This window comes from Pseudomonas sp. QL9, assembly GCF_041409665.1.
Classification (GTDB): Bacteria; Pseudomonadota; Gammaproteobacteria; order Pseudomonadales; family Pseudomonadaceae; genus Pseudomonas; species Pseudomonas knackmussii.
In genome coordinates this window covers 4,956,296-4,970,739 of the sequence record NZ_CP166971.1, presented here as the reverse complement: position 1 = coordinate 4,970,739, position 14,444 = coordinate 4,956,296, and the positions used below count along the sequence as shown (strand labels likewise).

Annotated in this window: 12 protein-coding genes; 8 read left to right on the top strand and 4 right to left on the bottom strand. The window is 67.6% G+C overall.

The window, feature by feature from the left end; translation table 11 throughout:
* Window positions 1–2: 2 nt before the first annotated feature.
* Window positions 3–626, bottom strand: coding sequence for a TetR/AcrR family transcriptional regulator (locus ACA097_RS23135; RefSeq protein WP_197539230.1), 624 nt, complete (start codon window positions 624–626; stop codon window positions 3–5).
* Window positions 627–848: 222 nt separating this feature from the next.
* On the opposite strand from ACA097_RS23135, the gene ACA097_RS23130 reads away from it, so the two are divergent.
* The 8 genes from ACA097_RS23130 to ACA097_RS23095 all read left to right on the top strand — a co-directional run bounded on the left by ACA097_RS23130 (window position 849) and on the right by ACA097_RS23095 (window position 12,291).
* Window positions 849–2,642 (top strand): acyclic terpene utilization AtuA family protein, encoded by a 1,794-nt coding sequence (locus tag ACA097_RS23130; protein ID WP_371366258.1) that lies wholly within the window; start codon window positions 849–851, stop codon window positions 2,640–2,642.
* Between the two features lie 13 nt (window positions 2,643–2,655).
* The gene (locus ACA097_RS23125; RefSeq protein ID WP_160287677.1) at window positions 2,656–3,531 is read left to right on the top strand and encodes an SDR family oxidoreductase; all 876 of its coding nucleotides are present in this window, start codon (window positions 2,656–2,658) and stop codon (window positions 3,529–3,531) included.
* 3 nt (window positions 3,532–3,534) lie between these two features.
* Window positions 3,535–5,151, top strand: coding sequence for a geranyl-CoA carboxylase subunit beta (gene atuC, locus ACA097_RS23120; protein ID WP_160287678.1), 1,617 nt, complete (start codon window positions 3,535–3,537; stop codon window positions 5,149–5,151).
* A 40-nt stretch (window positions 5,152–5,191) separates the two neighbouring features.
* The gene (gene atuD, locus ACA097_RS23115; RefSeq protein WP_160287679.1) at window positions 5,192–6,352 is read left to right on the top strand and encodes a citronellyl-CoA dehydrogenase; all 1,161 of its coding nucleotides are present in this window, start codon (window positions 5,192–5,194) and stop codon (window positions 6,350–6,352) included.
* Window positions 6,353–6,442: 90 nt separating this feature from the next.
* Complete coding sequence (gene atuE, locus ACA097_RS23110; RefSeq protein WP_371366255.1) at window positions 6,443–7,240, top strand: isohexenylglutaconyl-CoA hydratase; 798 nt, start codon at window positions 6,443–6,445, stop codon at window positions 7,238–7,240.
* Window positions 7,241–7,363: 123 nt separating this feature from the next.
* Window positions 7,364–9,352 carry a geranyl-CoA carboxylase subunit apha gene (gene atuF / locus ACA097_RS23105; RefSeq protein WP_371366253.1) on the top strand — a complete coding sequence of 663 codons (1,989 nt, stop codon included), beginning with the start codon at window positions 7,364–7,366 and terminating at the stop codon, window positions 9,350–9,352.
* Window positions 9,353–9,465: 113 nt separating this feature from the next.
* Window positions 9,466–10,287 carry an SDR family oxidoreductase gene (locus tag ACA097_RS23100; protein WP_371366251.1) on the top strand — a complete coding sequence of 274 codons (822 nt, stop codon included), beginning with the start codon at window positions 9,466–9,468 and terminating at the stop codon, window positions 10,285–10,287.
* Between the two features lie 177 nt (window positions 10,288–10,464).
* Entirely contained in the window at window positions 10,465–12,291 is a 1,827-nt protein-coding gene (locus tag ACA097_RS23095; RefSeq protein WP_371366249.1) for a long-chain-acyl-CoA synthetase, read from the top strand.
* Window positions 12,292–12,557: 266 nt separating this feature from the next.
* On the opposite strand, the gene ACA097_RS23090 is transcribed toward ACA097_RS23095, so the two are convergent.
* From ACA097_RS23090 to ACA097_RS23080, 3 genes are all read right to left on the bottom strand, one after another.
* Window positions 12,558–13,142, bottom strand: a complete 585-nt coding sequence (locus ACA097_RS23090) for a hypothetical protein (protein ID WP_371366247.1) — start codon at window positions 13,140–13,142, stop codon at window positions 12,558–12,560.
* Between the two features lie 115 nt (window positions 13,143–13,257).
* Window positions 13,258–13,863 carry a hypothetical protein gene (locus tag ACA097_RS23085; RefSeq protein WP_043253422.1) on the bottom strand — a complete coding sequence of 202 codons (606 nt, stop codon included), beginning with the start codon at window positions 13,861–13,863 and terminating at the stop codon, window positions 13,258–13,260.
* The gene (locus ACA097_RS23080) at window positions 13,860–14,438 is read right to left on the bottom strand and encodes an RNA polymerase sigma factor (RefSeq protein ID WP_371366245.1); all 579 of its coding nucleotides are present in this window, start codon (window positions 14,436–14,438) and stop codon (window positions 13,860–13,862) included. The genes ACA097_RS23085 and ACA097_RS23080 overlap by 4 nt, the downstream gene beginning before the upstream one ends.
* Window positions 14,439–14,444 lie beyond the last annotated feature (6 nt).

The following is a 14,444-nucleotide window of genomic DNA, read 5'->3' as shown; positions in this document are numbered from 1 at the left end:
GCTCAGGCCTCCTTGATCACCAGCAGCAATGCCTGTTCGGCGAGTTGCTCCAGGGTCACGCTGCCTTCCGGGCGGAACCAGGTGATGGTCCAGGAGAGGGCGCCGGTGAGGAAGCGCCGCAGGATGAAGGGGTCGGCCGAGCTGTAGCCGGCCACCCGCGCCTCGCCGAGGACCTGCAGCCACATGTCCTCGTAGATGTCGCGCAGGCCGAGGATGTAGGTCTGGCCTTCCGGCGACAATGAGCGCCACTCGTACACCAGCACCGCCATGGCCTCGCCGGTGCCGCCCATGATCGATTGCAGCTCGCAACGGATCAGCGCCAGCAGGCGCTCGCGCACGCCCTCGGCATCGGCCAGCGCGGCGCGCATCAGCGCGGTATTGAAGAGGATGGTTTCCTCCATCACCGAGCGCAGGATCTCATCCTTGCTCTTGAAGTGATGGAAGATGCTGCCGGACTGGATGCCCACGGCGCCGGCCAGGTCGCGCACCGTGGTCCGCTCGTAGCCCTTGCTGCGGAACAGGTGGGCAGCGGTCTGCAGCAGCTTGCCGCGGGCGCTTTCCGGATCGGTGATCTGCCCGGTCGCCACCAGTTCCAGCATCACTTCGCGGGCCTTTTGCTCATCCACGCTCTGCTCTCCCCTCATCCGCCCACCGGGCGCCAGTGTTCACGACGATTCCGCAATCGCCACGCAAGTGCTTGTGCATACAGGTGAAATGTATGCTCGCCGAGCCAACCGAGCAAGCGCTTGGCCATTACTTGGTTGGGTGATCTGGCCGAATCGGCACTTTTCAACCAAGCGCTTGCTTGGTAATGTCTGAAACACACTTCGAACGTTACGGGCAGAACAATGAGCAGAACCGTACGCATCGGTTGCGCCTCCGCCTTCTGGGGCGACACCTCCACCGCCGCCGCCCAACTGGTCAAGGGCGCGCAGCTGGATTACCTGGTCTTCGACTACCTCGCCGAGATCACCCTGTCGATCATGGCCGGGGCGCGCCTGAAAGCGCCCGAGGCCGGCTTCGCCACGGACTTCGTCGAAGTGCTCGCGCCGCTGCTGGGCGACATCGCGCAGAAGAAGATCCGCGTCATCAGCAACGCCGGCGGGGTCAACCCGCAGAGCTGCGCCAAGGCGCTCGCGGCGGCCTGCGAGAAGGCCGGGGTGAGCCTGAAGATCGCCGTGCTCGAAGGCGACAACCTGCTGCCCCAGGCCGCCGATCTGGCCAAGGCCGGCACCACTGAAATGTTCAGCGGCGCCCCGCTACCGCCCATGTGCGTCTCGATGAACGCCTACCTGGGCGCGCCGGGCATCGTCGAAGCGCTGAAGCTTGGCGCGGACATCGTCATCACCGGCCGCGTGGTCGACAGCGCCGTGGTCAGCGCCGCCCTGGTGCACGAATTCGACTGGGCCTGGAGCGACTACGACAAGCTGGCCCAGGCGGCGCTCGCCGGGCACATCATCGAATGCGGCGCGCAGTGCACCGGCGGCAACTTCACCGACTGGGAAAGCGTGCCCGACTACGAGCACATCGGCTTCCCCATCGTCGAAGTGCAAGCCGACGGCGATTTCGTCGTGACCAAACCCGCCGGCACGGGCGGCCTGGTGACCACGCTCAGCGTCGGCGAGCAGATGCTCTACGAGATCGGCGACCCGCGCGCCTACCTGCTGCCCGACGTGATCTGCGACTTCACCCAGGTTCGCCTGCACCAAGCCGGCACCGACCGCGTTGCCGTCAGCGGCGCCCGCGGGCTGCCGCCGACCGCGCAGTACAAGGTCAGCGCCACCTACCCCGACGGTTTCCGCTGCACCGCCAGCTGCCTGATCGCCGGTATCGACGCGGTGAGGAAGGCCGAGCGGGTCAGCCAGGCGATCATCGCCAAGACCGAAGAAATCCTCATGGAGCGCGGCTGGGGGCCCTACCGCGAGATCAGCGTCGAGCTGCTGGGCAGCGAGGCCACCTACGGCCCCCACGGCCGCCGCGAAGACACCCGCGAGGTGGTGATCAAGATCGCCGTGCGCCACAGCCGCAAGGAAGCCCTGGTGCTGTTCTCCCGCGAGATCGCCCAGGCCGCCACCGGCATGGCGCCAGGCCTGACCGGCATCGTCGGCGGCCGGCCCACGGTGTACCCGGTGATCCGCCTGTTCTCCTTCCTGGTCGACAAGGCGCGCTGCGAACTGGCGGTGAGCGTCGGCGAAGAACGCCATTCGCTCACCCTGCCATCGCTGCCGCACTTCGATCCCGCCTCGCTGGCCGATGCGCAGGAAGCGCCGGCCGCCCAGGGCCAGGCCACGGCCAGTGTGCCGCTGGTGAAGCTCGCGGTGGCGCGCTCCGGCGACAAGGGCGACCACAGCAATATCGGCGTCATGGCGCGCAAGGCGGAATACCTGCCGTGGATCGCCGAGGCGCTAAGCGAAGGCGCAGTGGCCGAATGGATGCAGCACGTGCTCGACACGCAGCGCGGCCGCGTCAGCCGCTGGTATCTGCCGGGCACGCACAGCCTGAACTTCCTGCTCGAACACGCCCTCGGCGGCGGCGGCGTCGCCAGCCTGCGCATCGATCCACAGGGCAAGGCCTTCGCCCAGCAGTTGCTGGAATTCCCGGTGGCGGTGCCGCAGGCCATCGCCGATGAACTCAAGCCGTAGGACGAGAACGACAATGGCATACGACTCGATCTTCAAACCCGGCCTGTTCGCCGGCCAGACCATCCTCGTCACCGGCGGCGGCAGTGGCATCGGCCGTTGCACCGCGCATGAGCTGGCGGCGCTCGGCGCGCATGTCGTGCTGGTCGGGCGCAAGGCGGAGAAGCTGGAAAAGACCGCCGGCGAGATCGTCGAGGACGGCGGCAGCGCCAGCTGGCACAGCTGCGACATCCGCGACGAAGAGGCGGTGAAGGCGCTGGTCGCCCAGGTGCTCGCCGAACGCGGACCGATCCACCACCTGGTCAACAACGCCGGCGGCCAATACCCCGCTCCGCTTGCCTCGATCAACCTCAAGGGCTTCGAGGCGGTGGTACGCACCAACCTGGTCGGCGGCTTCCTCATGGCCCGCGAAGTGTTCAACCAGAGCATGAGCAAGCACGGCGGCAGCATCGTCAACATGCTCGCCGACATGTGGGGCGGCATGCCCGGCATGGGCCACTCCGGCGCGGCGCGTGCCGGCATGGAGAACTTCACCAAGACCGCCGCCATCGAGTGGGGCTACGCCGGCGTGCGGGTCAACGCCGTGGCGCCGGGCTGGGTCGCCTCCAGCGGCATGGACACCTACGAAGGCGCCTTCAAAGCCATCATCCCGACCCTGCGCGAGCACGTTCCGCTCAAGCGCATCGGCACCGAATCGGAAGTCTCGGCGGCCATCGTCTTCCTGCTCTCCCCCGGCGCCGCCTTCATCAGCGGCAACACCATCCGCATCGACGGCGCCGCCAGCCAGGGTAGCCGCGCCTTCCCGCTGGCCAAGGCGAAACCGGGGCAGAGCCGCTCGTACAACGGTTTCCACCGCGCCTATCTGCCCGATGTGCTGAAGGATCAGGAGTAAGCGATGCCGGTCATCCCATCCGAAATCGACAGCCAGGGCGAAGAATTCGCCCGCAACCGCGAGGCCATGCTGGCCGCCGTGGCGAGCTTCCGCGAGGTCGAGCAGAAGGTCCTCGACAAGGCCGCCGAGGCCAAGCCCAAGTTCGACAAGCGCGGCCAGCTGCTGCCGCGTGAGCGCCTGAACCTGCTGCTCGACCCCGGTGCGCCCTTCCTCGAGCTCTGCTCGCTGGCCGGCTACAAGCTGCACGACGACAAGGACGGCACCCAGGCCGGCGGCGGCATCATCTCCGGCATCGGCTACGTGGCCGGGGTGCGCTGCCTGGTCACCGCCAGCAACAGCGCGATCAAGGGCGGCACCATCTCGCCCACCGGGCTGAAGAAGACCCTGCGCCTGCAGCAGGTCGCGCTGGAGAACAAGCTGCCGCTGATCGCCCTCACGGAGAGCGGCGGCGCCAACCTCAACTACGCGGCGGAAATCTTCGTCGAAGGCGCACGCGGCTTCGCCAACCAGGCACGGATTTCCGCTGCCGGCATCCCGCAGGTCACCGTGGTGCATGGCTCGTCCACCGCCGGCGGCGCCTACCAGCCGGGGCTGTCGGACTACGTGGTGGTGGTGCGCGGCAAGGCCAAGATGTTCCTCGCCGGCCCGCCGCTACTGAAAGCCGCCACGGGCGAGATCGCCACGGATGAGGAGCTGGGCGGCGCCGAGCTGCACGCCCAGGTCGCCGGCACCGCCGAATACCTGGCCGAGAACGACGCCGACGGTGTGCGCCTGGCCCGCGAGATCATGGCCGCGCTGCCGTGGAACGCCCAACTGCCGGCCCGCGTGGCCAAGCAGTGGGACGAGCCGCTGTACCCGGCCGAGGAACTGCTCGGCGTGGTCCCGGCGGACGCCAAGAAGCCCTACGACGTACGTGAAATCATCGCGCGCATCGCCGACGGCTCGCGCTTCCTCGACTTCAAGAACGAGTTCGACAGCCAGACCGTCTGCGGCCACCTGCACATCGAAGGCCAGGCCTGCGGCCTGATCGGCAACAACGGCCCGATCACCCCGCAAGGTGCAGCCAAGGCGGCGCAGTTCATCCAGCTGTGCGAGCAGAGCAACACGCCAATCCTGTTCCTGCACAACACCACCGGCTTCATGGTCGGCACCGAGTCCGAACGCCTGGGCGTGATCAAGCACGGCTCGAAGATGATCCAGGCAGTGGCCAACGCCACGGTGCCCAAGCTCACCCTCGTCGTCGGCGGCTCCTACGGTGCCGGCAACTACGCCATGTGCGGCCGCGGCCTCGACCCGCGCTTCATCTTCGCCTGGCCGAACAGCCGCACCGCGGTGATGGGCGGCGCCCAGGCCGGCAAGGTGCTGCGCATCGTCACCGAGGAAAAGCACGCCAAGGAGGGCAAGGAGCCCGACCCGAAGATGCTCGACATGCTCGAACAGATGACCGCGCAGAAGCTCGACGCCCAGTCCACCGCGCTCTACGGCACCGCCAGCCTGTGGGACGATGGCCTGATCGACCCGCGCGACACCCGCCGGCTGCTCGGCTACCTGCTGGACATCTGCGCGGAAGCGGCGGTACGACCGCTGAAGAACAACAGTTTCGGCGTGGCGCGCTTCTGATGCGCCCACAAGGCATTCAGGTCCAGGAGGAAAACAACAAATGATCTTCACCCAGGAACACGAAGAACTCCGCCGTACCGTCCGCAACTTCGTCGAGAAGGAAATCAACCCCTACGTCGACGAGTGGGAGAAGGAAGGCCGCTTCCCCATCCACGAAGTCTTCAAGAAGGCCGGCGCGCTGGGCCTGCTCGGCATCTCCAAGCCGGAAAAGTTCGGCGGCATGGGCCTGGACTACAGCTACTCGATGGTCGCCGCCGAAGAATTCGGCACCATCCACTGCGGCGGCGTGCCCATGGCCCTCGGCGTGCAGACCGACATGTGCACCCCGGCCCTGGCGCGCTTCGGTTCCGATGAGCTGCGCGAGGAATTCCTGCGCCCGGCCATTGCCGGCGACATGGTCGGCTGCATCGGCGTATCCGAGGTCGGCGCAGGCTCCGACGTGGCCGGCATGAAGACCACCGCGCGCAAGGACGGCGACGACTACATCATCAACGGCAGCAAGATGTGGATCACCAACTCGCCCTCGGCCGACTTCATCTGCCTGCTGGCCAACACCTCCGACGACAAGCCGCACATCAACAAGTCGCTGATCATGGTGCCGATGAACAGCAAGGGCATCAGCCTCAGCCCGCACCTGGACAAGCTCGGCATGCGCAGCTCGGAAACCGCCCAGGTGTTCTTCGACGACGTTCGCGTACCGCAACGCAACCGCATCGGCGCCGAAGGCTCGGGCTTCATGATGCAGATGCTGCAGTTCCAGGAGGAACGCCTGTTCGGCGCGGCCAGCGGGATCAAGGGCCTGGAGTACTGCGTCAACGCCACCATCGACTACTGCAAGGAGCGCAAGACCTTCGGCCAGGCGCTGATCGACAACCAGGTCATCCACTTCCGCATGGCCGAGCTGATGACCGAGATCGAGTGCCTGCGCGCCCTCACCTACCAGGCCACCGAGCAGTACATCCGCGGCAAGGACGTTACCCGCCTGGCCTCCATGGCCAAGCTCAAGGTCGGCCGCCTGGCCCGCGAAGTCACCGACGCCTGCCTGCAGTACTGGGGCGGCCAGGGCTTCATGTGGGACAACCCGGTGTCCCGCGCCTACCGCGACACCCGCCTGGTGTCCATCGGCGGCGGCGCCGACGAAATCATGCTCGGCATCATCTGCAAGCTGATGGGCACCCTGCCGGGCAAGAAGAAAGGCTGAGGATGTCGCGCTGCCCGACGGCGGATAACCCCTTCGGGGTTATTCGCCCTACGTGGCGAGGCAGGCCAACGAATCGATGAGGAACCCGGCATGAGCGAATTGCCGAACTGCGAAACCCTGCTGTTGGAACGCGACGGTGGCGTGCTGCACGTCACCCTGAACCGCCCGGACAGCCGCAATGCCATGAGCCTGGCGATGGTCGGCGAACTGCGCGCCGTGCTCGCTGCAGTGCGTGACGACCGCGCGGTGCGCGCCATCGTCCTGCGCGGCGCCGGCGGCCACTTCTGTGCCGGCGGCGACATCAAGGACATGGCCGGCGCCCGCGCCGCCGGGGCCGACGCCTACGCGAAGCTGAACCGTGCCTTCGGCAGCCTGCTGGAAGAGGCCCAGGCGCAGCCGCAAGTGCTGGTCGCCGTGCTGGAAGGCGCGGTGCTCGGAGGCGGATTCGGCCTGGCCTGCGTCTCGGACATCGCCATCGCCGCCGACGGCGCGCAATTCGGCCTGCCGGAAACCACGCTGGGCATTCTCCCGGCGCAGATCGCGCCCTTCGTGGCCAAGCGCGTCGGCCTGACCCAGGCCCGCCGCCTGGCCCTCACCGCCGCCCGCTTCGATGGCCGCGAGGCGCTGCGCCTGGGCCTGGTGCATTTCAGCGAGGCCGATGCCGACGCGCTCGGCCAGCGCCTGGCGGACTGCCTGGAGCAGGTCCTCCGCTGCGCACCGGGCGCCAACGCGGCGACCAAGGCGCTGCTGCTGGCGACCGAGCGGGAAGAGCTTGGCTCTTTGCTGGACGGCGCCGCACGGCAGTTCGCCGAGGCAGTGACCGGCAGCGAAGGCGCCGAAGGCACCATGGCCTTCGTGCAGAAACGCAAACCGAACTGGGCGCAGTGATTTTGTTCGTTGGGTCCCCGCGTTCGCGGGGATGACGGGGGAGGAGAACCCAGCCTCATCGTCATTCCCGCGAACGCGGGAACCTAGAGAAACAACAACAGACAAGCCAGCAGGAGCACACCGATGCCCAGCTTCAACAAGATCCTCATCGCCAACCGCGGCGAGATCGCCTGCCGGGTGATCCGCACCGCCCACGACCTGGGCTTCCGCACGGTGGCGGTGTACAGCCAGGCCGACACCGAAGCGCGCCATGTGCAGCTGGCGGACGAAGCCGTCTGCATCGGCCCGGCGCCGGTCGGCCAGTCGTACCTGAAGGCCGAGGCCATCCTCGAGGCCGCGCGGCGCACCGGTGCCGACGCCGTGCACCCCGGCTACGGCTTCCTCTCGGAGAACGCCGAGTTCGCCCGCGCCTGCGAGGCGGCGGGCATCGTCTTCATCGGCCCTGGCGTGGAAGCCATCCACCTGATGGGCAGCAAGCGCCTGTCCAAGCTCGCCATGCTCGAAGCCGGCGTGCCCTGCATCCCCGGCTACGAAGGCGCCGAGCAGGACGACGCGACCCTGGTGCGCGAGGCCGAGCGCATCGGCTACCCGCTGATGATCAAGGCCAGCGCCGGCGGCGGCGGGCGCGGCATGCGCCTGGTGCACGAATCCAGCGAACTGCTCGCGCAGCTGAAGACCGCGCGCTCCGAAGCGCTGAACGCCTTCGGCAGCGACGAGCTGATCCTCGAACGAGCGGTGATCCAGCCGCGTCACGTGGAAATCCAGGTGTTCGGCGACCACCACGGCAACATCGTCTACCTCGGCGAGCGCGACTGCTCGGTGCAGCGCCGCCACCAGAAGGTCATCGAGGAAGCGCCCTGCCCCGTCCTTACTCCCGAACTGCGCCAGGCCATGGGCGAGGCGGCGGTAAAGGCCGCGGCGCGGGTCAACTACGTCGGCGCCGGCACCGTGGAGTTCCTGCTGGATGCCAGCGGCGCCTTCTACTTCCTGGAAATGAACACCCGCCTGCAGGTCGAGCACCCAGTCACCGAGCTGGTCACCGGCCAGGACCTGGTGGCCTGGCAGATCCGCGTGGCCGAAGGTCAGCCGCTGCCGCTGCAGCAGGAAGAGATCGAGCTGCGCGGCCATGCCATAGAAGTGCGCCTGTACGCCGAAGACGCTGGCAACGGCTTCCTGCCGCAGACCGGCGAGGTGCTGCGCTGGGAGCCGCAACTGCTCGACGGCGTGCGCATCGACCACGGTCTGGTCGAAGGCCAGGCGGTGACGCCTTTCTACGACCCCATGCTGGCCAAGGTGATTGCCTACGGCGCCACCCGCGACGAAGCCCGGCGCAAGCTGGTACGCGCGGTGGAAGACTGCGTATTGCTGGGCGTGAAGGGCAACCAGCGCTTCCTCGCCAACTTGCTCAAGCACCCCGAATTCGCTGCCGGCAAGGCGACCACCGCGTTCATCGGCGAACACTTCGCCGGCGATCCGAGCCTGCGCCCGCAAGCCCCGCAACCGGCCGAGCTCGCCCTGGCCGCCGCCCTGCTCTACCAGGCCTCGGCCAATGCCCGCGCGCACCAGGGCGGCCTGGCCGGCTGGCGCAACGCCGGCAGCGCGCCCTGGCGCTTCGTCCTGCACGACGGCGAGCAGAAACACACGCTGGAAATGGACGTGCTGGAACCCGGCGCACAACCGAAGCTGCTGGCCCGTCTCGGCGAGGCCGTCATCGCCCTGCAGCAGATTGCTGCCGATGGCCGCTGGCTGGTGGCTGAGGTCGATGGCATTCGCCGGCGCATCGCTTACCACCATCTCGGCGAGCGGGTCTGGCTGTACGGCGAGAACGGCAACCTGGAACTGCGCGACGTCACCCACGAGCCAGCCGGCGCCCAGAACGGCGCGGGCTCCGGCACGGTCAAGGCGCCGATGGATGGCGCCATCGTCGACGTGCTGGTCAGCGAAGGCACGCGCGTCAGCAAAGGCCAGCTGCTGCTGGTGCTGGAAGCGATGAAGATGGAGCACCCGCTCAAGGCCGGCGTCGACGGCGTGATCCGCCGCGTCCAGGTGAGCAAGGGCGAACAGGTGAAGAGCCGCCAGCTGCTGGTGGAAGTCGAGGCCGAAGAGGCCTGACAGCACCCCTTGTAGGAGCGCGCCATGCGCGCGAATCGCGGGCATGGCCCGCTCCTACATTAGTCCCCCAAGCCAGTCCGTACGCACACGACAACAAGAACACGGAGCCAACCATGTCCCTGAATGCCAAGACCCTGTTCATCACCGGCGCCAGCCGCGGCATCGGCCGCGAGATCGCCCTGCGCGCCGCGCGCGATGGCGCCAACATCGTGATCGCGGCGAAGAGCGCCAAGCCGCATCCGAAGCTGGCCGGCACCATCTTCAGCGTCGCCGAGGAAGTCGAGGCCGCCGGCGGCAAGGCCCTCGCCCTGCAGCTCGACGTGCGCGACGAGAACGCCGTGCGCGAGGCCATGGCCAAGGCCGCCGAACACTTCGGCGGCATCGATGCGCTGGTCAACAACGCCGGGGCGATCAAGCTGGTCGGCGTCGAGCGCCTGGAGCCCAAGCGCTTCGACCTCATGTACCAGATCAACACCCGCGCGGTGATGGTCTGCAGCCAGGCCGCGCTGCCCTACCTGAAACAGAGCCAGGGCCACATCCTCAGCCTGTCGCCGCCGCTGAACATGGCGAGCAAGTGGTTCGCCCAACACGGCCCCTACACCGTCACCAAGTACGGCATGAGCATGCTCACCATCGGCATGCACGAGGAGTTCAAGAAGTACGGCATCAGCGTCAACGCGCTCTGGCCGCAGACCATGATCGCCACCGCCGCCATCGAGTTCGAACTGGGCAGCCGCGACGCCTTCAAGCGCGCCCGCACCCCGGCGATCATGGCCGACGCCGCCTACGCCATCCTCAACAGCAGCGGCCGCAGCATCAGCGGACGCCTGCTGATCGACGAGGAAATCCTCCGCGAACAGGGCCAGACGGACTTCGAGCAGTACCGTTTCGATCCGCAGGGCGGCAGCCTGGTGCCGGATTTGTTCCTGGACTGAGCTGGCAGACGAAGAGCGCTCCTACGAAGAGCCCTCCAGGCTCTAGCCTGGCGCCCATTTGCCCATCTGCCTCCCACCGCGCGCGCCAGGGTCATAGCCGCGCGGCGGAGCCCGGCCTAGAGTGGTTCCGAGCGCCCGCGCGCCTTCGCCAACAATGACAACAAGGGCACCGCGTCAATGAGCCACGCCGATCTGATCACCCCTTCCCGCTTCATCGCTCGCCTGCCCTCCACCCTGGGCCGCGTGCCGCGCATGCTGCGGGGGCTCTACTACACCGGCATCCGCAACCGCGAGAAGGTCCTGTCGCTGGGCTGGGCGCTGGAGCGCGCCGCTCGCCTGTATCCAGACAGCCCAGCGCTGCTGGAAGGTCAGCGCCGGCTGTCCTACGCCCTGTTCAACGGCTGGGCCAACCGCCTGGCACACGCCTTCAAGGCCGAGGGCGTGCAGCACGGCAGCGTAGTCGCGGTGATGCTGGAGAACCGCGCCGAACTGCTGGTGATCCTCGCCGCGCTGGCCAAGCTCGGCGCCGTTGGCGCGCTGATCAACACGACCCAGCGCGGCCAGGTGCTTAGCCACAGCCTCAACCTCGTGGGCCCCAGCCACTTCGTGGTCGGCGAGGAACTGCGCGCGCCCTTCGACGAAGTCAGCACCAGCCTGAACGGCAGCGCCGAGCGCCTCTACTGGGTGGCCGACGACGATACCCTTCGCGAGCCCGGCCAAGCGCCCGAGGGCTGGGCCAACCTGATGCGCCTGGCCCAGGGCCAGGCCTCGGACAACCTCCCCGACACTGCCCGGGTGCGCCTGAAGGACGCCTGCTTCTTCATCTACACCTCCGGCACCACCGGCCTGCCCAAGGCCTCGATCATGAGCCACGGGCGCTGGATCAAGGCCTACGGCGGCTTCGGCCACTCCGGCCTGGGCCTGACCCGCGACGACGTGCTCTACCTGACCCTGCCCTGCTACCACAACAACGCGGTGACGGTGTGCTGGAGCGCCGTGCTGGCCGGCGGCGCCGCCATCGCGCTGCGCCGCAAGTTCTCCGCCAAGGCATTCTGGAAGGACGTGCAGCACTACCGCGCGACCTGCTTCGGCTACATCGGCGAGCTCTGCCGCTACCTGCTGAACCAGCCGGTGTGCGAGGAAGAACGCGGCAACAGCCTGAAGTACATGATCGGCAACGGCTTGCGCCCGTCGATCTGGGGCGAGTTCAAGGAGCGCTTCGGCATCGAGCGGATAACCGAGTTCTACGCCGCCAGCGAAGGCAACATCGGCTTCACCAACGTCTTCAACTTCGACAACACCGTGGGCTTCTCGCCGGCCACCTACGCCATCGTCCGCTACGACCTGGAAAACGACCGCCCGCTGCGCGACGCCAAAGGCTTCATGGAAAAGGTCGGCAAGGGCGAGTCAGGCCTGCTGATCAGCGAGATCAGCGACAAGTGGCCGTTCGACGGCTACACCGACCCGGCCAAGACCCAGGCAGTGATCTTCCGCGACGTCTTCAAAAAGGGTGACGCCTGGTTCAACACCGGCGACCTGATGCGCGACCTGGGCTTCAAGCACACCCAGTTCGTCGACCGCCTGGGCGACACCTTCCGCTGGAAGGGCGAGAACGTCTCGACCACCGAGGTCGAGAACGTCCTCGGCGCCCTGCACGGGGTGGAGGACGCGGTGGTCTATGGCGTGGAGATTCCCGGCACCGACGGCCGCTGCGGCATGGCCGCGCTGCGCCTGGCGCCGGGCGAGGCGCTGGACGGCGCGGTGCTGGCCGAACACCTCGACCGCGAACTGCCGGCGTATGCGGTACCGCTGTTCTTGCGCCTACTGCAGCAGGTCGAGACCACGGGCACCTTCAAGTACAAGAAAGCCGACCTGAAGATCGCTGCCTTCGACCCGCAACAGGTTGGCGAAGCGCTCTTCGTTCGCCTGCCCGGCGAGGCCGACTACCGGCCGCTGGATCGCGCGCTGTTCGAGTCGATCCGCCGGGGTGAGCTGCGCTTCTAAAGGCGTAGCGCTCTCGTAGGAGCGAGCTTGCTCGCGAAGGGTGCTTGCCGGATGCACTGGCGCCTGGGATTAGCCGCCCTCTCCCCAACCCTCTCCCGCAAGCGGGAGAGGGAGCCGTTCGGCGCGAACGTCAGGGTCGGAGCTATCCCGTAGGAGCGGATCTTATCCGCGAAACTCTCCAAACCAATGCCCCCTGTAGGAGCGCGCCATGCGCGCGATCGCGGACAAGGTCCGCTCCTACAGGGGGATGGTTCGGCTAGATCGCGTCAGTTACGGAACTGGAACTGCAGCTCGGCGCCGCGGATATCCGAATGCCAGTTGTCCTCGTTGGTATCGACGCGTTCGCCGCGTTCGCGCTGGATCAGGCGCCCGCCGACCTGGAAGGGGCTTTCCTGCTTCGATTTGTCCTCGAACAACGGCGGCAGCAGCGGCTTCTCCACCGTCTTCAGCTCTTCGAGGTCGGCGTCCAGGCCATGCAGCACGTCCTGGGGCAGGCGCAGGTCCAGCTTGGAATGCGCCCCTGCGCGGTGTACGTCGGGGACGTTCTCAGGTGCGCCCTTGTTCTTCGCCGTCGCAACCGGCAGGCGTGCCGGCGCCAGCGGTTTGCCCAGCGGCGCAGTTTCGGCCTTGACCTTGGGCTTGGGCTTGGGCACCGGCTCGTGCGGCACTTCCTGCGGCTCGACGGACGACGCCACAGCCGCGGGCGCAGCTACCGGCGCAGCAGCCGGTGCCACTACCGGAGCGGGCGTCGCGGCAGCCGTCGGCGCCTTGCTCGGCGCAGCCTTGTCGGCCTCGCCGCAGGCGCTCAGCAGCAGGGGTATCAGGGTCAGCAGGACGAGTCGGTGCAGCATCGTAAGAAGGCAATTGGCCACGGGCGCGCCATCCTCGCCTCAGTCGACCGACAAGACAAGAGGCCCAGGTCAAAATTTGATCGATTCCGACGGGCGCGGGCCTCTTTTTCAGCATTCATTCAGGCTGGGCCTGCAGACGCTTCAACTCCTTGTCGATATCCAGCTGCGGATAACGCTGCCGCAGGCTCGTGCGCAACTGCTGCGCAGCCGCAGCATCGCCTTGCCGTTGCAGCTCCAGCAGACGACGCAGGTCGGTTTCCGGCTCGGCCGCTTCCGCCTTGCGCTTGGCGGCTGGTGCGGCCAGGTCCTGAACACTGGCGCTTTCGGCCAACACCTTGCGCTCCTCGGTTTGCGGAGCACTGGCCGCTGGCGCGGAATACAGCGCTGGCGTCTGCGGCATCGCCTGGCGCTGCATGCTTGGGGCTACTGCCGGAGCCGGCGCGTCGAAGCGCGGCGGTGCCTGCTCGTAGGTGCGCAGGGTCAGGTTCACGCCGATGCCCAAAGTCGCCAGACCCGCCAGGGCCACCGACCAGCGTTGCGGGCTGCCAAACAACCATTGTCGAACGCGCAGCCAGACGCTCGGGCGTTGCGGTACTGCGGCGCGTGCCGCGGCCAGGATGCGGGCATCCAGTTGCGCCGAGGGCTGGGCGTCGCTGTGCCGGCGGAAATGCTCGAGCAAGGCCTCTTCTTCGGCGTCCGGCCGTTGCGGATGGCGATTCATGGGGACACCTCCTCGGTCGCCGCCGGGTCGGCGAGCAACCGGCGCAGTTTCTGCAGCGCGTAACGCAGGCGGCTTTTCACCGTCTCGGCAGGCGTGCGGGTCAGTTCGGCGATTTCCTGCAGTTCCAGGTCGCCATGGGCGCGCAGCAGGAACACCTCTCGCTGTTCACCAGGCAACGCCTCCAGCGCCTGCTGCAGGCGCTCGCGGTCGCGGCTCAGGCTCAGCTGCTGCAACGGATCCTCGGCCTCGCCGGGCACGGCATTGCCATGCGCCTGTTCGTCGAACGCTTCCTGCCGCTCGCTGCGCCGGCCGTTGCGCCGCCAGTGGTCGATCAGGCGGTTGCGGCCGATCTGGTACAGCCAGGTGCGGAAACTCGCGCGGCCCTCCGGCTCGCTGGCGCTGCGGATCAGGCTCAGCCAGGTTTCCTGGAACACCTCGTCGGCCTGGGCACTGTCGCCGCACAGGCCGCAGAGGAAGCGGTAGAGGCCGAGGCGATGGCGCTCATAGAGCGTGGCGAAAGCCTCGGCATCGCCTTGTCGGTAGCGCCGCAGCAGGACGGCGTCGTCTGCATCCATGATCAA